17 protein-coding genes and 1 tRNA gene are annotated in these 21,687 nt (G+C 47.4%); 14 read left to right on the forward strand and 4 right to left on the reverse strand.

What is annotated here, in order from left to right:
• Nucleotides 1-100 precede the first annotated feature (100 nt).
• A tRNA-Gly gene (locus DWY93_RS10310) sits at nucleotides 101-172 on the forward strand.
• Nucleotides 173-630: 458 nt separating this feature from the next.
• Here the strand turns inward: DWY93_RS10310 and DWY93_RS10315 are convergent.
• Both DWY93_RS10315 and DWY93_RS10320 read right to left on the reverse strand, forming a co-directional pair.
• A complete protein-coding gene (locus DWY93_RS10315; protein WP_117471276.1) occupies nucleotides 631-1,326 on the reverse strand; it encodes an amino acid racemase in 696 nt (231 codons plus the stop codon).
• Between the two features lie 116 nt (nucleotides 1,327-1,442).
• Nucleotides 1,443-2,546 carry an iron-containing alcohol dehydrogenase family protein gene (locus DWY93_RS10320; protein WP_117471277.1) on the reverse strand — a complete coding sequence of 368 codons (1,104 nt, stop codon included), beginning with the start codon at nucleotides 2,544-2,546 and terminating at the stop codon, nucleotides 1,443-1,445.
• Nucleotides 2,547-3,091: 545 nt separating this feature from the next.
• Between DWY93_RS10320 and DWY93_RS10325 the strand changes: the two genes are divergently transcribed.
• The 3 genes from DWY93_RS10325 to DWY93_RS10335 all read left to right on the forward strand — a co-directional run bounded on the left by DWY93_RS10325 (nucleotide 3,092) and on the right by DWY93_RS10335 (nucleotide 6,627).
• Complete coding sequence (locus DWY93_RS10325) at nucleotides 3,092-3,541, forward strand: Hsp20/alpha crystallin family protein (protein ID WP_117471278.1); 450 nt, start codon at nucleotides 3,092-3,094, stop codon at nucleotides 3,539-3,541.
• A 417-nt stretch (nucleotides 3,542-3,958) separates the two neighbouring features.
• Entirely contained in the window at nucleotides 3,959-5,512 is a 1,554-nt protein-coding gene (locus tag DWY93_RS10330) for a hypothetical protein (protein ID WP_117471279.1), read from the forward strand.
• A 44-nt stretch (nucleotides 5,513-5,556) separates the two neighbouring features.
• On the forward strand, nucleotides 5,557-6,627 hold the full coding sequence (locus tag DWY93_RS10335) for a U32 family peptidase (RefSeq protein ID WP_117471280.1): 1,071 nt from the start codon (nucleotides 5,557-5,559) through the stop codon (nucleotides 6,625-6,627).
• 33 nt (nucleotides 6,628-6,660) lie between these two features.
• Here DWY93_RS10335 and DWY93_RS10340 read toward each other — a convergent pair whose 3' ends face one another.
• Entirely contained in the window at nucleotides 6,661-7,695 is a 1,035-nt protein-coding gene (locus DWY93_RS10340) for an alcohol dehydrogenase (RefSeq protein WP_117471281.1), read from the reverse strand.
• A 442-nt stretch (nucleotides 7,696-8,137) separates the two neighbouring features.
• Between DWY93_RS10340 and DWY93_RS10345 the strand changes: the two genes are divergently transcribed.
• The 4 genes from DWY93_RS10345 (at nucleotide 8,138) to clpB (ending at nucleotide 12,988) form a co-directional block, all read left to right on the forward strand.
• Nucleotides 8,138-8,428: a helix-turn-helix transcriptional regulator gene (locus DWY93_RS10345; protein ID WP_347466006.1), complete on the forward strand. Its 291-nt coding sequence runs from the start codon at nucleotides 8,138-8,140 to the stop codon at nucleotides 8,426-8,428.
• The gene (locus DWY93_RS10350) at nucleotides 8,415-9,545 is read left to right on the forward strand and encodes a type II toxin-antitoxin system HipA family toxin (RefSeq protein ID WP_117471283.1); all 1,131 of its coding nucleotides are present in this window, start codon (nucleotides 8,415-8,417) and stop codon (nucleotides 9,543-9,545) included. The genes DWY93_RS10345 and DWY93_RS10350 overlap by 14 nt, the downstream gene beginning before the upstream one ends.
• A 242-nt stretch (nucleotides 9,546-9,787) precedes the next feature.
• Nucleotides 9,788-10,234, forward strand: a complete 447-nt coding sequence (locus DWY93_RS10355) for an Hsp20/alpha crystallin family protein (RefSeq protein WP_117471284.1) — start codon at nucleotides 9,788-9,790, stop codon at nucleotides 10,232-10,234.
• Between the two features lie 153 nt (nucleotides 10,235-10,387).
• The gene (clpB, locus tag DWY93_RS10360; RefSeq protein WP_117471285.1) at nucleotides 10,388-12,988 is read left to right on the forward strand and encodes an ATP-dependent chaperone ClpB; all 2,601 of its coding nucleotides are present in this window, start codon (nucleotides 10,388-10,390) and stop codon (nucleotides 12,986-12,988) included.
• 124 nt (nucleotides 12,989-13,112) lie between these two features.
• Here the strand turns inward: clpB and pcp are convergent, their stop codons facing one another.
• On the reverse strand, nucleotides 13,113-13,754 hold the full coding sequence (gene pcp, locus DWY93_RS10365) for a pyroglutamyl-peptidase I (RefSeq protein WP_117471286.1): 642 nt from the start codon (nucleotides 13,752-13,754) through the stop codon (nucleotides 13,113-13,115).
• A 341-nt stretch (nucleotides 13,755-14,095) separates the two neighbouring features.
• Here pcp and DWY93_RS10370 point away from each other — a divergent pair, with 341 nt between their 5' ends.
• From DWY93_RS10370 to ilvD, 6 genes are all read left to right on the forward strand, one after another.
• A complete protein-coding gene (locus DWY93_RS10370; protein WP_117471287.1) occupies nucleotides 14,096-14,971 on the forward strand; it encodes a methionyl aminopeptidase in 876 nt (291 codons plus the stop codon).
• 156 nt (nucleotides 14,972-15,127) lie between these two features.
• Nucleotides 15,128-15,766, forward strand: coding sequence for a hypothetical protein (locus tag DWY93_RS10375; protein WP_015555111.1), 639 nt, complete (start codon nucleotides 15,128-15,130; stop codon nucleotides 15,764-15,766).
• Nucleotides 15,767-16,292: 526 nt separating this feature from the next.
• Complete coding sequence (gene ilvB / locus DWY93_RS10385; protein WP_117472272.1) at nucleotides 16,293-17,957, forward strand: biosynthetic-type acetolactate synthase large subunit; 1,665 nt, start codon at nucleotides 16,293-16,295, stop codon at nucleotides 17,955-17,957.
• 7 nt (nucleotides 17,958-17,964) lie between these two features.
• Nucleotides 17,965-18,501, forward strand: a complete 537-nt coding sequence (gene ilvN, locus DWY93_RS10390; protein ID WP_117505159.1) for an acetolactate synthase small subunit — start codon at nucleotides 17,965-17,967, stop codon at nucleotides 18,499-18,501.
• A gap of 14 nt (nucleotides 18,502-18,515) precedes the next feature.
• A complete protein-coding gene (ilvC, locus tag DWY93_RS10395; RefSeq protein ID WP_117471052.1) occupies nucleotides 18,516-19,529 on the forward strand; it encodes a ketol-acid reductoisomerase in 1,014 nt (337 codons plus the stop codon).
• A 337-nt stretch (nucleotides 19,530-19,866) separates the two neighbouring features.
• A complete protein-coding gene (gene ilvD, locus DWY93_RS10400; RefSeq protein WP_117471053.1) occupies nucleotides 19,867-21,513 on the forward strand; it encodes a dihydroxy-acid dehydratase in 1,647 nt (548 codons plus the stop codon).
• The last annotated feature ends 174 nt before the right edge of the window (nucleotides 21,514-21,687 follow it).

Genomic DNA, 21,687 nt, shown 5'->3' on the forward strand with positions numbered 1-21,687 from the left:
CTGACTGTTACTAATCGGTCGAGGGCTTATCCAGGAAGGTCAAGTGAAGATTCAAAGGTTGATGAAGTTCAATATGTGGTTTTGAAGGTATGTTACCTATGCACGAGTGGCTCAGTGGTGGAGTATCGCCTTGCCAAGGCGAGGGTCGCGGGTTCGAATCCCGTCTCGTGCTCGCTTTTTGAGGATATCCAGTGTGGGTATCCTCTTTTTTTGTGGAAAAAGAGTTTGCGATGCAGATGAAGTGTGGATAAGTAACTAAAATGAAAGGATCATCAAGTGGACAGCAGGTTTCTTGAGTGTTCGAGCCCTGCCGGGTTTGAACGGTTCGAATGTCTACGCTCCGCTCCGGTCGTCGCAGGCGAACGTCCCCCGGACGTTCTGCGACGCCTCGTGCTTTCAATAAGATGTGAAAAAGAGGAGATATCTGATGGATACCTCCTCTTTTTCGCATGTTCGAGCCCTGCCGGGCTCGAACGGTTCGAATGTCTACGTTCCACTCCGGTCGTCGCAGTCGAACGTCCCCCGGATGTTCGACTGCACTGGCTTTGCATTGTTCATCAGGATTGCCAATTCCGGCCCAGAGGAGGTCGTAAGGCGAATCCACAATAACAGCGGTATAGGTGAAAGTATTTATTCCGACATAATTAAATCAATGAGTGAATCAATGTGAACTTGCATCACATTAAGGCATGGAACTGATAAATCAATTCCTTTGAAAATCAATGGGAGTTCTGTGCATCCAAGTATGATTGTGTCAACGTTCTCATCTTGAATGATTCGTTCTGCAATTGTTCGAAAGTTGTTTTGAGTATCAGATACAACTTTCCCAAGTTCCAGTTCTGTTTCAATTTTTCTACCAATATACTCTTTCTCTGCCGCATCCGGTGTAATGACTTCGATACCTTTAGATTCGAAAGATTGCTGAAAAAAGGTTCCGTTCATGGTTGGAAGAGTTCCTAACAGGCAAACTTTTCTGTATCTGTGTGCTTTGGCAAATTCACTTGCGGTATCTACCATACTAACAAGCGGTACAGGAGATACTTTCGATAATGCATCAAAAACAATATGTGTTGTGATTCCGGTTAGAGCAGCGTATTGTACTCCTGCTGCAGAAAGTTGATTGATACCGTTGAGAAGATAATCTGTCAACCCATCATAATCCTGATTTTTGCATAAATTGAGTACGTCAAATACATTAAGACTTTCTATGGTGATATTGGGAAAGAAATTTTGACCACTTTTTTTCTGTACGCCATATTCTATGCTGCGATAATATTCAATGGTGGATTCTGGCCCTATTCCACCAATTAATCCTAACTTTTTCATTAATTTTACCTCTGAGTTTAGGAAAGTCTGCAAATATGTTCGTCTTCATGAATGCCTTGTGCAAAGCTTCTAATGACTTTCCTGACGGAATGGCATGTAGATATTCCACGGTACATTTATAAGAGTATAGTCTGTTTTTTAAATTCCTGTCCGATCTTATTCTGTTCTTTCATGCATGCAATAAATTTCTCACGGGTCACATCTTGCGGGCGGTACTGCCATTCGGTGGAAGTAAGAATTCTATCTGCCATGAGATCAAATTCATCTTCGGTGATATCGATATCATCGAAGCATACCGGAAGACCGATGCTTGCATTGAATTTCATGATCGTATCACGGAGAGTGTTCGCGCCTTCATAGGTGAGCAGGCAGAGAACACCGAGAGATACGACTTCGCCGTGCAGGTGTTCGTGACCATGACGCGTGATCGTGGAGCCGTTATAGACACAGTGCGCGAGGGAGGAATTGTAGTAATAATCCGGAATATGAGTCGTCATATTGGAAACGATACCGGTGGAGACGATGATATCCAAAGTGACCTGCATGAGGGCATCGCTGACTTTGTGCGCTTTTAAGGATGCGAGTGCCTCTTTTCCATAATCCAGGAGCGGTTGTGTGCAGACTTTGCTGAGCTGGACACCCATTAACGGAGTATGGCTTAAGTGCTTACCTTTGCTGGAAAAAACAGCCTCACATTCTTTGGAGAGGGCGTCGCCGATTCCGGCCCAGAGGAGGTCATAAGGAGAATCCGCAATCACGGCGGTATTGATGAAGGTATGATTCGCAAGCTTCGGATAATAATATTCCCGGAAGGTGCCGTTGGCATTGTAGATGACACAGATGGCAGTCACGGCTGCGCAGTTGCTGGCAACGGTCGGGAAAGTAAATAACGGTTTGTCAAGTTCGTTTGCTACATATTTTGCGGTATCGCAGGCTCTTCCTCCACCGACACCGAAGATGATGTCTGCCTCGCGGACAGCCGGATTCGCGATCAATGCGTTGCCGTTCTCGTAGCTGGAATCACCGCCGTACCAGATGAAATCCGTGATCTCAAGATCGGATCCCTTAATGCCTTCTAAGAGTGCATCTTTTGATTTTGCCATAGCGGTTTTACCGCCGATCACGACTGCCTTTTTTCCATAGTTTCTTGCGACGTATGGAAGTTCCTTGTAACAATCTTCACCGATGGAGTAATTAGGAAGATATACACTGTAACTCATTTGCTTCTGCCTTTCTTGTTGTGTGCTGACAAATATCCGGAATAAACAAGATCTGTCAGATTGTGGGGGTAACTGTTAGAGGATAGAATAAACTGTCCAGAGGCGTTACGGTTGATAGTAAAGATTTGTCATCAAAATGGATAACATATCAATATTATAGGCGCTTGGAAAAATAATTCAAGATGTTCTTAAATTATGTCCTTTAAATTTTCCTGCCATTGCACATCACATTGTGCTACTGCAGAAAACCAATGCATGTATGATCATGATTATGCACGAGGAGTGTGAGAGAAATAAGAAGATGCCAGATAGTTTCTAACTGTTCCAGCGGATTTTGAAAATAAGGAATATTTGAACAGGAAAATAAGTTCACAATTAATTCACAAAAAATTAGCACTCACCTCTTGACAGTGCTAATCATATGTGTTATATTACATACAGAACAAAGGAAGAGAGAAAGAAATCAAAGGGATGCAAAAAGTCCTGGAGATTTTCAGAATCTCCCAGACAATAGATTTCAGATATTCTGATTGGAGGAATGATTTATGTATATGCCGAGTATTTTTGGAGAGAGTTTATTTGATGATATGTTCCCGTTTGATGACAGCTTCTTTGCTTCTAAGAAGAATCCGCTGTATGGCAAGAATGCTTCGAGAGTCATGAAGACTGATATCAAGGAGAATGAAGGTTCCTATGAACTGGACATCGATCTTCCGGGATTCAAGAAAGATGAGATCACTGCAGAATTGAAGGATGGTTATCTGACCGTCAGCGCTGCTAAGGGCCTTGATAAGGATGAGGAAGATAAGAAAGGTCACTATATCCGTCAGGAGCGTTATTCCGGAGCAATGAGCAGAACCTTCTATGTTGGCGAAGATGTAAAGCAGGAAGATATCAAGGCTAAATTTGAAAATGGTATCTTAAGCCTGTCCGTTCCGAAACCGGTTGAGCAGAAGAAGGTTGAAACTTCTAAGCGTATTGCGATCGAAGGTTAAGGAAGCGTGGCAGACAGTGAAAGCTGCCTGCGGTGTATGGCATCAATGAAAATAACCTGTAGCTGAAAAGGACCGTTGCCTTTGCAGAGAGATCTGTGGGGCAGCGGTCCTTTTTTGTGTAACAGGAAATTCATGGGAATTCTCTGTTACATAAAAAGGCACTGACGTGCCAAAGATGCGCACTCGCGCGAAGGTGTAGATTGTCGCAAGCGACCGCGCGAGGCGTGAGAATCTGCCAAGGCACATTCTTTTATATAAAAGGTACAACTGCACGTTATTGGTTTATATATCCATTTATGATAGAATAGTAATAGATAAAAAGCATGCATTTATGAGCGGCGTGAGCTATGGTGCTGTAAAAAGATTTGAATTGAGGAACGGAAAGTGTCAGGGAAGAGAGAAATAAACGGGGTTTTTATGATCCCATTCGGATTGGTGGCAGGATTTGCAGACGGGCAGGAGATTCGGATCACGGAGATTGCGGAACATGGATTTTGTTTTCGGACATTGGATGAGATCCGCGAAGTGAAGAGATTCCGGATCTGTTTTTATGATGGGTTCAACGGGATGAAGACGGGAGACCAGGAGAAGAAAAGCAGGGATCCGTATACGGAAGTTGAGATCCATTCTTTTGAGATGGAAGTGCGTGTGGAAGATGGACTGGGAATTCCGGTATATGTGTATTCGGTATTTGTGGAGCAGGAGAAATACCGGGAATGCGCCGGAAGCCTGATCCTTTGGTATGACAGATTTGTGCGGCTGAAGCTGGAGTGCGAGGACGGGGAGCTTGCAATGGCGCTTACCGGGTATCCGGCCAAAAAGGATGAACAGTTTGCAGAGAATTTCATCGAACAGAAAAAAGAGTGGTTCGGTGAAGGAGAAGACAGGGCGAGGCAGGAAAAGCGGAATACAGGAAGCTATTGCTGCGGTGATTTTACGGAATCAAAAAGGAATGACTTTGAAGATAGAATGACAGTAGAAAAGCGAATAGAAAATCAGTCAGGTATAAGGGAAAATTGCATCGCAGCAGGAGATTTTGAACTCAAAGAATACAAAGAACATAAAGAATACAAAGAATATAAAGAGCAGGAACGGAAGAATACCGAAGTTGCTGTGGAATTGGACCGTCCGGAGCTTTATGAGCGGTATTTATCCATGAAATTCCGCGATTTTATGGACTGGTACTGGAACGTGAATGGGGCTAAAGAGCTGGGAAAACGAATGCCGGTTTCAGAGCGGATTTATGTGGGAAATGCCTTCTGCCATCTGTTGTTTCCTGAAAAGCGGCAGTTATTTGAGATCCTTAAAAAAGCAGAGTCGGAAGGTCTGGCTGTGACAGTTACATTTTCATATCTGCGGGAGTTTATGCTGAAACCTGTGGAAAACCTGTTGGACGAGCTGGAAGAGTGGTGCAGAAACCGGGAGACATTTCTGGAGATTGCGGCAAACGACTGGGGCCTGCTGGAGCTTTTGAGAGAGCGGAAGGACCGAAAAGAAGTTTTTGTGCCGTGCATGGGGACTCTGTTAAATAAAAGAAAAAAGGATCCACGGATGGGATACAAGCAGGGAGATACAGGATATTTTCGGGAGAACAGCCTGAATGCGGAATTTTACCGGACGTATCTGAGGGACACGTTCGGGATCCGGCGGTACGAGTGGGAGTCCTGCGGGTACAGGCAGAAATTTCCGGAAGGAAAGAACAGCATCCATGTTCCGTTTTATCAGACGAACACCTCCCAGTATTGCACGCTGTATGCTGTATGTAAAAATGGAGAGCGAGGAAAGCAGGAACTTCCGGAATCGTGTCCGGGATATTGCAGAGAGAAAGTCTTTCTGTATCCAAAGCATTTGAAGATGGCGGGGCGGTATAATTCGCTCTTCGCGCTGGATGGGAGTGCAGTTTCCGGAATGATGGATATGGAAATGTGGAAAAAACAGGGAATTGACAGACTTGTGGTGAATCTGCTGTAATGAGGCAGTTTGCACTGTTTAAGCTGCATATAAGGAGAGATACCATGAAAATTATAGCGGGACTTGGGTCTATCGATGAATATGTACGGTACGTCGAGGCCGGGGCGGATGAGTTTTTCTGCGGATATGTACCTTATGAGTGGAATAGAAAATACGGGACGATCCTGCCGCTAAACCGTCGCGAGGTTCTTGGCATCAACGTGCAGATCGGGGCGGAGAGTGAGTTGAGGATTCTGGCGGCGCTGGTGAGAAAATATGGGAAGCCGGTACATCTGACGTTTAATTCGCTTTATTATACGCCGGAGCAGTACCCGGAGATCGCGGATGTCCTTCGCCGGTGTATGGCGCTTGGATTCTCAAGCTTTATTATCGCGGATCCGGCATTGCTGATCTACCTGAAAAATAATGGGATCCGCTGTGAGATCCACTTGAGTGGGGAGACGGCAGAGGTAAACAGCCGGATGTCAGATGTATTTGACCGATTGGATGTAGACCGGCTTATCTTTCACAGGAAGAACAGCTTCGCGGACATGGAGTCAGTGATCCTGCATGAGAGGGAAAAGGGCAGCAGGGGCGTATGTGAATTTGAGGCATTTGCGTTAAACGAGCTCTGCCAGTTTTCGGGGGCGTTCTGCAATTCCCTGCACTGCGACGAGATGGGACACCTGTGCCGGGTACCGTATCAGATAGGAAAAGTTAAAGGAAATAGAGAGAAAAAAGAAGAATGCTTAGAAACAGAGAAGCTGATCTCACGGACGGAGAGCTCAGAGAATGATGTGAATGACGAGCAGAGCACAGATAAACCGAACGAAGATGATGAGGAACGGATGTATGATCCCGATGGCTATCTCTGCGGTGCGACAGGTTGTGGGCTCTGCGCCCTGTATCGGCTGCAAAAGGCCGGAATCACCCATTTGAAGCTTGTGGGGCGCGGAAATTATGTGGATTTTATGGAAAAGGATATCCGGAACCTGAAGACAGCTCTGGATATCCTTGAGCATGTGGATACGGAAGAGGAATATATCAGGAACATGAAACGAACGTTGTTTCCGTATGGATGCAGTGGACTGTGTTATTATAGAGAAACGGAATCAGTTGCCGGGAAGACAATTTAAATACGGTGTGCAGGAAACCGGATTGGAAGCATATTAACACTCGATGGCTACCTTGATCACACCATCCATCTTATTCTCAAAGAGTGTGTAAGCTTCTTCGATCCTGTCTAATGGATATGTGTGTGTGATAAGCGGTTCTGTATTCAGTTTGCCCTCTGCGATCAGCCGCAGTGTTTCCTCACAATTGCAGCCGTCTACACCGCCGGTCTTGAAGGTGAGGTTCTTTCCGTACATATCCGGCAGCGGCAGTGTCTGAGCCTTGTCATAAAGAGCAACGATCGTCACGATTGCATTTGGTCTTGCACATTCCCATGCAAGGCGAAACGTGGATTCGGCTCCTGCAACTTCGAGAACGACATCTGCTCCTCCATGGTCACTGTTGGCACGGACATAATCTGCACAAGCTTCGGGTAATACGGTAAGGATTTCCGGATAGTGCTCATGGATAAAGCGGATTCGGCCTTCGTCTTTTTCACAGACGATGATATGTTTCGGCTTCTTCAGCATGACACAGAGCAGCGTACAGATGCCCGTAGGTCCGGCTCCGATGATCAATACCGTATCCTTCTCTTTGATCTCAGAAATACGAGCTGCCCAGAAACCGGTGGCAAGAACATCTCCGACCAGCAAAGCCTGACGGTCTGTAACATGATCCGGGATTTTATTTAATCCCTGATCTGCAAACGGTACGCGAACATATTCTGCCTGTCCGCCATCGATCCGGCATCCGAGAGCCCAGCCGCCATTCTGATCGGTACAGTTGTTTACATAACCATGCCTGCAGAAAAAACATTCCCCGCAGAAGGTTTCCACGTTTACAGTGACTCTGTCACCGGGCTTCACATTTGTTACGGCGCTGCCGACATCTTCAACGATACCGACCATTTCATGTCCGACGGTTATACCCGGCACAGCACGGGGGACGCTTCCATGTTTAATGTGCAGGTCACTTGAGCAGATGCTGGCAAGCGTTACCTTTACAATGGCATCCCGTTCATCCATAAGAACAGGCTTCGGTTTTTCCATTAATTTAAATTTTCCCTTGGAAACATAAGTATACGTCTGCATTTTTTTCCATCACTTTCTTTTTTTATTGATCTGTTGTAACTGTTCAGCAGGTCTGCGCTGACCGTAATAAAACACAGGCTTGAAGGAAAAAATCCCATCGGCGAAGATGATTTGGAATGGCTTTTTTCATGTGGATCGCGGATGTCTGCTTTCCGGCAGTGTAGATATATTATAACACGAATATGCACGGATAGATACAAAATTCCCTTTCCGGATCCGGAATAATACAATATGGTTATAGAATGAAGGAAACCCAAAGAAAGCCACAGGTGATCGGATAAGGTGTGTCAAAGACCCGAGAATAGATCGTGTTACATTTTTATTGATTTGTTTATTGACTGATGGTAAAATAATAATAGATAATATATTATATATTTTGAATATAATCATATGATAATAGATAAAATATTATCTAATAAAAGTATAAAAAACGGAATCGAAAGTGGGAAAGATTATGGAAGGTTTTATATGGGAGACAGCGAAAGAACTGGATCTGAAGTTGGCGCAGAGGGTTCGCAATATTAGAAAACGGCGTTCAATCTCGCAGGAGAAGATGGCGTCGATGAGCGGTGTGAGTTATGGTTCTGTTAAAAGATTCGAGTCTACCGGTCAGATATCTTTGTTGTCTCTGACGAAGATCGCAATGGCACTGGATATTGCGGATGAACTTAGGAATATTTTTTCGCAGGTACCATACAGAGACATAAAGGAGGTCATAAATGAAACAAGATAATGCGCTGCAGGTGTATTATGATGAAAAACTTGTGGGGACATTGGCCATGACAGCAAATCGAAAAGCAGCATTTCAGTACACCGATGAATGGCTGGAACATGGATTTTCGATCAGCCCGTTTTCTCTGCCGTTAAAAAAGCAGGTGTTTGTGCCCACAAAGGATTATTTTGGCGGCCTTTATGGCGTGTTTGCGGACAGTCTTCCGGATAATTGGGGAAGATTGCTGCTAAATCGTCTGCTTCGTGAGCATAAACAGAATCCGGATAAACTGACGATTTTAGACCGCCTGGCAATCGTTGGAAAATCAGGAATGGGTGCGTTGACGTATTATCCAGAAAGAAAATTTCCAGAGCAGCAGGATAATCCTGACCTGGATGAACTGGCGCGGGAGTGTCAGAAAATATTGAACACAGAATATACAGACAAACTTGACGAATTGTACCGGCTTGGAGGAACGAGCGGAGGAGCAAGGCCGAAGATCATGACTTCGATCGGAAATGAAGAGTGGATCATAAAATTTCCGGCCCATGTAGATGGAAAAGATGCGGGAAAAATGGAGTATGATTATTCATGTTGTGCCCGGAAATGTGAAATTACGATGAGTGAGACAAAGTTGTTCCCATCTGGAATCTGTAAAGGCTATTTTGGAACCAGGCGGTTTGACAGAGTCCCTGATCAAAATGGAATAAAGCGAGTCCATATGCTGACAGCTGCAGCGCTTCTCGAACTGGACTTTGAACAGCCGAGTCTTGATTACCACAGTCTGATGAAACTTACGAAGATATTGACGAAGGATCATTATGCGGATGTGGAAAGTATGTTTCGAAGAATGTGTTTTAATGTTTTTGCGCATAACAGAGATGACCACTCAAAAAATTTCACCTATTTGTATGATGAAGAAAAAGATCAGTGGAGACTGAGCCCTGCATACGATCTTACTTATAGTAATACGTACTATGGGGAACACACAACGACCGTTGACGGAAATGGAAAAGATCCGGGAAGAAAAGAATTATTAGCTGTTGGCACTACGGCTGGAATGAAGAAGAACCGGTGTATAGAAATTATTGATGAGATCGAGAAGTGTGTGGGAGAGATGCTTGGCGACTACCTATAGAATGCGTTCTACTATGAGCCTGAAAAGTTACAATGTTTCAATGAAATACACAATTAATTCACAAAAAAATTAGCACTCACCTCTTGACAGTGCTAATAATATGTGTTATATTACATGCAGAACAAAGGAAGAGAGAAAAAATCAAAGGATCTCAAGGAGTTCCCAAGATTGGAAAATCTTCTGAAGTTCTTTCAGATAGATGACAAACAAGAAAACAGGAATTCTGATTGGAGGAATGATTTATGTATATGCCGAGTATTTTTGGAGAAAGTTTATTTGATAATATGTTCCCGTTTGATGAGAAGTTCTTTACAGAAAAGAAGGATCCGCTGTATGGTAAGAATGTATCCAGACTGATGAAGACAGATGTCAGAGAGACAGAAAAGACGTATGAGCTTGATATCGATCTTCCGGGATTTAAGAAAGATGAGATCCAGATTGAACTGAAGGATGGTTATCTGACCGTCAGTGCCGAGAAAGGTCTTGATGAGGATGAGGAAGATAAGAAAGGCAAATACATCCGCAAGGAACGTTATGCAGGTGCTCTGAGCAGAACCTTCTATCTTGGCGAGGAGATTCGGGAAGAGGAGATTAAGGCGAAATTCGAAAACGGTATCCTGAGTGTATCGATTCCGAAAGAGGAAGAGAAGAAGGTTGAAGGTCCGAAGCACATTTCCATCGAAGGGTGATCTGACAGCCCCGAGCGGTAACGATACAGAAACGCGTGCGAAGCTGCCACGTATCTGAAAGATTAAGCCGCCCGGCGGATGAAAATTTCGCTGGGCGGTATTACTGACAACAAACACAACAAGTACTTCAGAATTGAAGGGAGGCTTGCGATCATGAATATCAGCAAATTTACACAGAAATCAGTGGAAGCAGTCCAGAACTGCGAGAAGCTGGCTTATGAATATGGAAATCAGCAGATCGACCAGGAACATCTCCTGGTGAGTCTGTTAAAGTTAGATGACAGCCTGATCTTAAAGCTGATCACGAAGATGGGAATCTCCGGTGAGCAGTTTACAGATGAGGCGGAAGCATCACTTAAGAAGCTGCCGAAGGTATCCGGAGGCGGACAGGTTTATCTGACTCAGGACCTCAATAAAGTCCTGATCGACGCCGAGGACGAGGCAAAGGCGATGGGAGACGAATATGTTTCCGTCGAGCATCTGTTTTTATGCCTGTTAAAAGAACCGAACAGGGCAATAAAGGAACTGTTCCGCACCTACGGGATCGACCGGAATAAATTCTTACAGGCATTGTCCACGGTTCGCGGCAACCAGAGAGTTACCAGTGATAATCCGGAGGCAACCTACGATACCTTAAATAAGTATGGTTCCGATCTTGTAGAAAAGGCAAGAGACCAGAAGATGGACCCGGTGATCGGCCGTGACGCTGAGATCCGGAACGTGATCCGGATCCTTTCCAGAAAAACGAAAAACAACCCGGTTCTGATCGGTGAACCCGGTGTTGGTAAAACCGCTGTTGTAGAAGGTCTTGCACAGCGTATCGTCCGCGGCGATGTCCCGGAGGGATTAAAGGATAAGAAATTATTCTCCCTGGACATGGGCGCACTCGTTGCAGGTGCAAAGTACCGTGGTGAGTTTGAGGAACGTCTAAAAGCCGTCCTCGATGAGGTGAGAAAGAGCGAAGGACAGATCATCCTGTTCATCGATGAGCTTCACACGATCGTCGGTGCCGGAAAGACCGAAGGTTCCATGGACGCCGGCAACATGTTAAAGCCGATGCTGGCCCGCGGCGAGCTGCACTGTATCGGTGCGACGACACTCGACGAGTACCGGAAATACATTGAAAAAGATCCGGCTCTGGAACGTCGTTTCCAGCCGGTCATGGTAGATGAGCCGACGGTTGAGGACACGATCTCGATCCTCCGTGGCTTAAAAGACCGCTATGAGGTTTATCATGGCGTCAAGATCACGGACTCCGCGCTTGTTGCAGCGGCGACATTGTCCAACCGTTACATCACAGACCGTTTCCTTCCGGATAAAGCGATCGACCTTGTCGATGAAGCGTGTGCAATGATCAAGACGGAGCTCGATTCCATGCCGACCGAGCTGGATGAACTTTCCAGAAAGATCATGCAGCTTGAGATCGAGGAGGCAGCTCTCAAGAAAGAGACAGACCATTTAAGTCAGGAACGCCTTGCGGATCTTCAGAAGGAGCTGGCGGAGCTCCATGACCAGTTCGCGACTCAGAAGGCCCAGTGGCAGAACGAGAAGGCGACGGTTGATAAGCTTTCCTCCATCCGTGAGGAGATCGAGGCAGTCCATCGTCAGATCCAGGATGCACAGCAGAAATATGATCTGAATAAGGCAGCAGAGCTCCAGTACGGTAAGCTTCCGCAGCTTGAAAAAGAGTTGAAGGAAGAGGAGGAGAAGGTAAAGAACGCAGATCTGAGCCTTGTCCATGAGAGCGTTACCGAAGATGAGATCGCAAGGATCATCTCCCGCTGGACGGGCATCCCGGTTGCAAGACTCACGGAAAGTGAAAGAAACAAGACCCTTCATCTGGACGATGAGCTCCACAAACGTGTTGTCGGTCAGGATGAGGCAGTTGAGAAGGTTACAGACGCGATCATCCGTTCCAAGGCCGGGATCAAGGATCCGACAAAGCCGATCGGCTCCTTCCTGTTCCTCGGACCTACCGGTGTCGGCAAGACAGAGCTTGCAAAGACGCTTGCGGCAAGTCTGTTTGATGATGAGAACAATATGGTCCGGATCGATATGAGTGAATACATGGAGAAATACTCCGTATCCCGCCTGATCGGAGCGCCGCCAGGATATGTCGGATACGATGAGGGTGGTCAGCTCACAGAGGCAGTCCGCAGAAAACCGTATTGTGTCGTTTTGTTCGATGAGATCGAGAAGGCACATCCGGATGTATTCAATGTTCTGCTTCAGGTCCTCGATGATGGACGTATCACAGATTCCATGGGCAAGACCGTGGATTTCAAGAATACGATCATTATCCTGACCTCCAACATCGGTTCCCAGTATCTGCTTGACGGTATCGATGAGAACGGTGATATCAAGCCGGAGGCAAAGGCTGAGGTCATGAACGATCTGCGTGCCCACTTCCGTCCGGAGTTCCTGAACCGTCTTGATGAGACGATCCTCTTCAAGCCGCTTACAAAGAACAACATCGGAAGCATCATCGATCTGCTTGTTGACGATATCAACAAGCGTCTGGCGGATAAAGAACTTGTGGTTGCACTTTCCGATTCTGCAAAGCAGTTTATCGTGGACAACGGTTATGATCCGGTATACGGCGCAAGACCGCTTAAGAGATATCTGCAGAAGAATGTGGAGACTCTGGCAGCCCGCCTGATCCTGTCGGATGGTGTCCATACCGGAGATACGATCAAGATCGACGTGGTCGACGGAAAGCTCAACGCGTCCGCGGAGAGAGGAACAAAAGAATAATCAGAAAACCGGATTCCGGGCGGGGGCTTTGAAGGCAGCCTGGGATCTGGATAAAAGAAAACTTCATCCTTGGAGTTTTTCAGACCGGTATCACAGCCTGAAAAACTTCCGAAGATGAAGTTTTTTAGTGTGTTTCTCCTCCAATCACTTTGATATCCTGTTCATATTCAACAGCGGCCTTCACCGCCGCCTCCAATGCAGCCGTAATATCCGCAATGGCCATAGACGGGGTTGCCGGTTTATTGACAACCTGAGAAACAGCATACGGAACGTGGATAAAGCCGCCGCGTACATTTGGAAATTCCTTTTGGATATAGTATAAAATTCCGTACATGACATGGTTGCAGATATAAGTTCCTGCGGTATTGGAGAGGGTAGAAGGATAACCGGCATTTCGGATCTCCTGAACCATCGCCTTCACCGGAAGATTGGAGAAATAAGCGGCATCTCCATCTGCAAAGATTGGTTCATCGATGGGCTGGTTTCCTTCGTTATCCGGGATCCTTGCATCTGTTACATTGATCGCAACACGCTCCGGAGTCACGCCGAACCGTCCGCCGGCCTGGCCGATGCTGATGACGATATCCGGGCGGAGCTCCATCATCTTTTCATGGACCTTCGCAATGGATTTATTGACAACGGTCGGGATCTGCAGCTTCGTGATCTTTGCTCCGGCGATCTCGTCTTTCATGGCTTTTACGGCTTCCCATGCCGGATTAATCGGCTCTCCGCCGAAGGGGTCGAACCCGGTGATCAGTACGTTCATGTAAATTCCTCACTTTCTTTACAGCCGCCTCTGCAACGCGGGGGATTTTCGGGCTGGAAAATTCATACCCGTGATATTAACGGCATATTTTCTCAGGAGACTTATTTGACAAACAGAGTCTCCGACGTTATGATAGATAAGGATATTATACAGGAAAATAAAAGAATTCGCAAACACAATTCCTGTACACGGACAGGGATTTTCTAATGCGCACTCGCGCAAAGATGCAGACTGTCGCAAGCGACCGCGCGAGGCGCGAGAATGTGCCAAGGCACATTCTTTTTTATTGAAAATCCCGTACGGTACAGAGACGCAAAAACAGATAGAAAAGAGGAAAAATTATGTTTCGCAGAATCGGAAAAAATGATCCATGCTGGTGTGGAAGCGGGAAGCCATATTGTGAGTGCCATATGACATTTGACCAGAAGATCAGTCGTGCCCGCTTCACAGGCCACGAGGTTCCGTCCCACAAGATCATTAAGACACCGGCACAGATCGAGGGGATCCGTGAGAGCGGAAAACTGAATGTGGCGGTCCTTGACTATGTGGCGGAGCACATCAAGGCAGGAGTTACCACGGAGGAGATCGATCAGTGGGTATACGACTTTACGACAAAACATGGCGGGATTCCTGCACCGTTAAATTATGAGGGATTCCCAAAGAGCGTGTGCACCTCCATCAATGATCAGGTATGCCACGGAATTCCGTCCAAGGATGTTGTCTTAAAAGACGGTGATATCATTAACGTGGATGTCTCCACGATCCTTCACGGATATTTCTCTGATTCGTCCAGAATGTTCCTGATCGGCAATGTGGACCCGGAGAAGGAAAAACTTGTCCGCGTCACGAACGAAGCTGTGGAAAAGGGTCTCGAGCAGGTAAAACCGTGGGGATTCTTAGGAGATATGGGGCAGGCTGTCCATGACTACGCGAAGAAGAATGGTTACACCATTGTCGAGGAAGTCGGCGGTCACGGTGTCGGCCTTGAGTTCCATGAGGATCCGTTTGTAAGCTATGTGACAAGACGGGGCGAGGAGATGCTTATGGCACCGGGGATGATCTTTACCATCGAGCCGATGATCAACATGGGCCGCCCGGATATCTTTGTGGATGACAGCAACGGCTGGACGATCTATACCGATGACAGGCTTCCGTCCGCCCAGAGGGAAATCATGGTACTCGTGACAGAGACCGGACATGAGGTCCTTGCGTGGTAGAAAAACAGGGAGAAAAACCGTTACTGTTTGCGCAAGGCGTAAACAGTGACGAAAAACCTGATGGAAAATAGGAAAAATCCTTGAATAGTATCTGAAAATTCGGTATAATATAGTCAAATAACAGTAAACGTGAGATTTGAATAAGGAGGATCGTGTATGGAGTTAAAGTATGACAAAATTCAGACGACCGGTACAGATACCCCGTTAAAAATCGTAAAGGGACATTTTGCAACGAATCATGCCCACACGAATTACTATTTTGACCTGACGACGGTAAAGAGCCGTCTGAGTGAGGCTGGAGGAATTGCCCAGGCACTCGTACATATGTATCTGTACGATATGATCGTTGATACGATCGTATGCATGGAAGGGACCGAGGTGATCGGAACCCTTCTTGCGCAGGAGCTGACAAAAGGCGGTTTCATGTCGAAGAACGCCCACAAGACGATCTACGTTATCAAACCGGAGTTCAACAGCAACAGCCAGATCGTGTTTAAGGACAATTACCGCGCAATGATCAACGGAAAGAATGTGCTGATCCTCACCGCGACCGTAACAACGGGCTTGACGATCAACAAGGCGATCGAGGGTGTCCAGTACTATGGAGGAATTATTCAGGGGATCTCCGCAGTATTCAGCGCACTTGAGAATGTCAACGGAATTCCGATCAAGTCGGTATTCGGATTAAAAGATGTTCCGGATTACCAGTACAGCGACTACAGAAACTGCCCGTTATGTAAGGAAGGAAAGAAACTGGATGCGCTGATCAATCCGTATGGATATTCAAAACTGTAAAAATAATTTGAAATAGGAGCAGCTCTGCAGGCCGGGGAAATCCCGGTGCCTGCAGAGCTTTTTCTTTTAACAGGGAACTCCGATGAATTCCCAGTTAAACAAAAAGGCACTGACGAGCCAGCGATGTTACATAACTCTGGTTCATACAAGTTATAAAAAGAAACTACTTGCAATTTCTGACAAAGTGCTTATAATAAAACATAGCAACATTGCTGAAAGGCAACTGGAAAGGAGACGCAAAGATATGACGAATCTTATTCTACTCGCAGTCGTGATTCGAATTATCGTCAGCATTATCGTCGTGGACGGGAATGCTTATTTGCGTTATACTGAATCCGGGATTGCCTGATAGAAACTTGAAAGAACAAGTTACGAAAGAAAGCAAAGCCTTACAGTGTAACGCTGTAAGGCTTTTTTATACCTGAATTTTAATACGGACATTTGTCCGTGCCCAGAAAAGAAAAAGGCGGGAATGTCTGACAGAGCCGGACATTCCTGTGAGAAATAAGATGAGGGGAAAACAGCTATGAAAATGAACGGAGCGCGGATCCTGGTGGAAGAGCTGATCCATCAGGGCGTGAGAGTGATCTTCGGATATCCGGGGGGAGCAGTACTTGATATCTACAATGAACTCTATCTTGCGTCTGACCGCATCGGACATGTCTTAACGGCCCACGAGCAGGGAGCTGCCCATGCCGCTGACGGATATGCGAGAGCAAGCGGAAAGACCGGCGTGGTACTCGCTACAAGCGGACCGGGCGCGACAAACTTGGTAACGGGAATTGCGAACGCCTACCTTGATTCCGTACCGATGGTCGCGATCACCGGAAATGTCGCGGTGAACAGCCTTGGTAAGGATTCCTTCCAGGAAGTCGATATCGTCGGGATCACGCAGCCGGTGGTCAAACACAACTTTATGGTCCGTGACATCAAGGACCTCCAGAGAACGATCATCGAGGCATTTGAGATCGCAAATTCCGGAAGAAAAGGACCGGTCCTCATCGATATCCCGAAGAACGTCCAGTCCGCAGAATATGAATACGTGGAGGACTTAAAGGTCCCGAGCGTTGTGAAAAAACCGAGAAAATCCGAGTGCGGAAATATCGACGAAGTCGTAGAGATGATCAAAAAAGCGAAAAAGCCGTTTATCTATGCAGGCGGCGGTGTCGTTGCGGCGGGAGCACAGGATGAGGTCCTGGAGCTCTCAAAGAGAGTCGATGCGGCGATCGGACTTTCCATGATGGGGATCACATCCGTTCCGGCCTCCTACCCGTTAAACCTCGGAATGTGCGGAATGCACGGAAAATATCCGTCGATCAAGGCACAGTCCGAATGTGACCTGCTCCTTGCAGTCGGCGTAAGATTCTCCGACCGTGCAACGGGCGATTTAAACGAATATACAAAGAAATGCATGACGGTCCATATCGATATCGACCGTGCGGAGATCGGAAAGAACGTCAGTCCTGACGTGAGCCTCTGGGGCGATGTGAAGGAGATCCTCGATAAGATCCTGGAAGAACTCCCGGAGGAAAGGCATCCGGAGTGGGTGAACGAGCTTGAGGGCTACAAGAACGAGATGATCCTCCCGGCACCGAAACCTTACGGACCGGAAGCCATCATCGAGGAAGTCCACAAGCACTGTACCGAGGACACAGTGGTCGCTACCGACGTCGGACAGCACCAGATGTGGACCATGCAGTTCTACCCGTTTGAAAAGCCGCACACGCTTCTCACTTCCGGCGGTCTCGGAACCATGGGATACGGTCTCGGAGCAGCCATTGGCGGATGCATCGCAGCGAGAGGCAGAAGAACCGTTCTCTTCACCGGAGACGGAAGCTTCGGAATGAACTTAAACGAGATGGCAACGGCGGTGAGTCAGGAACTCCCGATCACCATTGTCATTTTCGATAATGATGTCCTCGGAATGGTAAGACAGTGGCAGACAATTTTCTACGACTGTCACTATTCCCAGACGATCCTGGACAGAAAGACGGACTTCCCGGCTCTGGCGAAAGCCTTCGGTGCTGACGGATATGCGGTCTACACGATGGAAGACCTGCAGAAAGCCCTCGATGCGGCTGACAAATCCCAGGGACCGGTGCTGATCGACTGTCACATTGATATGGATGAGAAAGTCCTGCCGATGATCCCGCCGGGACGATCCATCAAAGACATGATTGTGGAAGGATAAGGTGACCATGGAAAACAAAGTTGAAAAGTTTGCGGTCGCCATGATCGTAAACAACCGCTTCGGCGTTTTAAACCGCATCGCCGGTCTTTACGCAAAGCGCTGCTATAATATTGATAATATCTCTGCAGGAACACTTGATGATCCGAACTATACGCGGATCACCATCGTCTCCACAGGAGATGAATATATGAAGGACCAGGTGGTCCGTCAGCTGGAAAAACTCATCGATGTCCGTGCTGTAACACTTTTGGAGCCGGAAAACACCGTATTTGCCCAGCATATGTACATCAAAATGCACCTGACAGGAAGCCACAGAGGTTCCAGCAAACATCAGGTACTGGATCTGATCAACGAGTACGGCGGAAAAGTCATAGACTTCGGTGAAGAGCATCTGACAGCCGAGATTACCGGAGACAGCAAAAAAGTTGAATCTTTTATTGAAAAAGTCAGAGATTTTGGTATATTAGAACTTAGCCGGTCGGGAGAGATCGCGATCGGTTTAGGGATAGACAACACATTACGTGTCGATCACAATGAAGAATAAGGAGAAGAAAAACTATGGCAACCATGTATTATGAGAGAGATTGTAACTTATCACTTCTTGACGGAAAGAAAGTAGCTGTTATCGGCTACGGTTCTCAGGGTCATGCACACGCTCTGAACTTAAGAGATTCCGGTGTTGATGTAGTAGTAGGTCTTTACGAGGGCTCCAAGTCCGCAGCAAAGGCAAAAGAAGACGGCTTCACAGTTATGCTCACAGCAGACGCTGTAAAGGCAGCAGATATCATCATGATCCTTGTAAACGATGAGAAGCAGGCAGCTCTCTACAAGAAAGATATCAAGGACAACCTTTCAGCAGGCAAGACACTTGCATTCGCTCACGGCTTCAATATCCACTTCAAACAGATCGTTCCGCCGGCAGATGTAAACGTGATCATGATCGCTCCGAAGGGACCGGGCCACACCGTTCGCTCCCAGTATGTAGGCGGTAAAGGTGTTCCGTGCCTCGTAGCTGTTGAGCAGGACCCGGCTGGAAACTCCATGGAAGTTGCTAAGGCATACGCTGCAGGCATCGGCGGAGCAAGAGGCGGTATCCTCGAGACAACATTTAAGGAAGAGACAGAGACAGACCTCTTCGGTGAGCAGGCAGTTCTCTGCGGCGGCGTTTGCGCATTAATGGAAGCTGGTTTCAACACACTTGTTGAGGCTGGTTATAAGCCGGAGAACGCATACTTCGAGTGCATCCACGAGATGAAACTGATCGTAGACCTGATCTTCAACGCTGGTTTCGAGGGAATGAGATACTCCATCTCCGATACTGCTGAGTACGGTGACTATGTAAGCGGTAAGAGAATCATCGGCGATGAAGCTAGGAAGGCTATGAAGCAGGTATTAACAGAGATCCAGGATGGTACATTCGCTAAGAACTGGATCCTTGAGAACCAGGTTGGCAGAACAACCTTCAACGCAGCAAGAGCAGCACACGCTGAGACACTTGCAGCTAAGACAGGCCGCGAGTTAAGAGCAAAGATGGGCTGGAAACAGACACAGGATCTTGACGAGGCTAAATAGTCGCGATAGCAATGAGCAGTGCGAATCCGACGAGGAAAGATTCCCGTTGTGCTTGCACATAAGTGAATCTTTGCCGGCGGATTCATAGGGCGAATGCCCGCGCACGAGCGGACACAAGTCCGCGAGTGTGGCACTGCGGGGCAGCGAATCCGACGAGGAAAGATTCCCGTTGTGCTCGCACATAAGTGAATCTTTGCCGGCGGATTCATAGGGCGAATGCCCGCGCACGAGCGGACGCAAGTCCGCGAGTGTGGCACTGCGGGGCAGCGAAACCCTAAAAAAATTCTTCAGGGCCAGGCATCACCGCCTGGCTTTGGGTTTCATAAGGAGAAAAATCATGAATTCAGATAAAGTAAAAGCTGGCGTAGAGCATGCGCCGCACCGTTCCCTTTTAAAGGCAGATGGATATAACGACGAGCAGATGCGTCGCCCGTTTATCGGCGTTGTAAACTCTTTCAATGAAGTAGCACCGGGACATATGCACTTACAGACTATCGCCCGTGCCGTAAAGGACGGCGTCCTTGCAGCAGGTGGAACACCGATGGAGTTCAATACCATCGGTGTCTGCGATGGTATTGCCATGGGCCATGATGGAATGCATTTCTCTTTAAGCTCCCGTGAGCTGATCGCAGATACCATCGAATGTATGGTAAAGGCACACTGCTTCGACGCACTCGTATTCATCCCGAACTGTGATAAGATCGTTCCGGGTATGTTAATGGCAGCAATGCGTCTGAACCTTCCGTGTATCTTCGTATCCGGCGGTCCGATGCTCTCCATCAACCAGAGAGATTTAAATACTGTATTCGAGGCAGTCGGCGCAAGAAAAGCAAATCTGATCAACGATGAGGAACTCGCTGAGATCGAGGGAAGCTCCTGTCCGGGCTGCGGTTCCTGTTCCGGTATGTTCACTGCAAACTCCATGAACTGCTTAACAGAAGTTCTTGGTCTCGGTCTTCCGGGAAATGGTACGATCCCGGCTGTATACGCAGAGCGTATCCGCCTTGCAAAGACAGCTGGTATGCAGGTTATGAAGCTGCTTGCCGATGATATCCGTCCGCGTGATATCGTAACACCGGCAGCATTTGAGAACGCGCTGACAACCGATATGGCTCTCGGCTGCTCCACAAACTCCGCACTTCATCTCCTTGCGATCGCTCACGAGGCTGATATCGCTCTTGATCTTCATATGATCAACGATATCAGTGAGCACACTCCGAACCTGTGCCATCTTGCACCGGCCGGACATCACCACATGCAGGATCTGATGGAAGCAGGAGGAATCTCCGCAGTATTAAAAGAGCTTCTCGATGCAGGAATGATCCAGGGACAGTGCAAGACTGTAACAGGAAAGACGGTTGCTGAGAACATTGCACATGCAGTAAACCGCAATCCGGAAGTGATCCGTCCGTTAGACAATCCATACACAAAGACCGGCGGACTTGCCGTCCTTTTCGGAAACCTGGCTCCGAACGGCGCGATCGTAAAGCGTTCCGCTGTAAAACCGGAGATGTTAGTCAACACAGGTACCGCAAAGTGCTTTGATTCCGAGGAAGAGGCGATCGCAGCGATCTACGCTGGAAAGATCGTTCCGGGCGACATCGTTGTCATCCGTTATGAGGGACCGGCAGGCGGCCCGGGAATGAGAGAAATGCTTTCTCCGACATCCGCGATCGTTGGTATGAAACTTGACACAACCGTTGCTCTTCTTACAGACGGACGTTTCTCAGGCGCATCCTGCGGTGCAGCTATCGGACATATCTCCCCGGAGGCAGCCGCAGGCGGCCCGATCGCTTACATCAAAGACGGCGACAAGATCGCGATCGACATCCCGAACTACAGCTTAAAGCTGCTTGTTTCCGATGAAGAGATGGAAGAGAGAAAGAAGACCATGAAGATCCGCGAGCCGAAGAAGCTGACAGGATACTTAAAGCGCTATGCGAAGAACGTATCCTCTGCGGATAAGGGTGCTATCGTAGAGTAATTTGATACCTAGGGTCAAAAGGTCGGAAGGCCTTTGGCAAGCTTGCTTGCAAAAGGCTTTTTGACCTTGGAACCCTGGTATCACATGATATATAAAAGGCGGCGGGCTTATTTTGGAAGCTGCGCCGCCTTTTTACCAGGTATCCGACGGAAAATGCCATACGGCAGTTTCTGA

The organism is Clostridium sp. AF28-12 (assembly GCF_003435225.1).
GTDB lineage: Bacteria > Bacillota > Clostridia > Lachnospirales > Lachnospiraceae > Pilosibacter > Pilosibacter fragilis.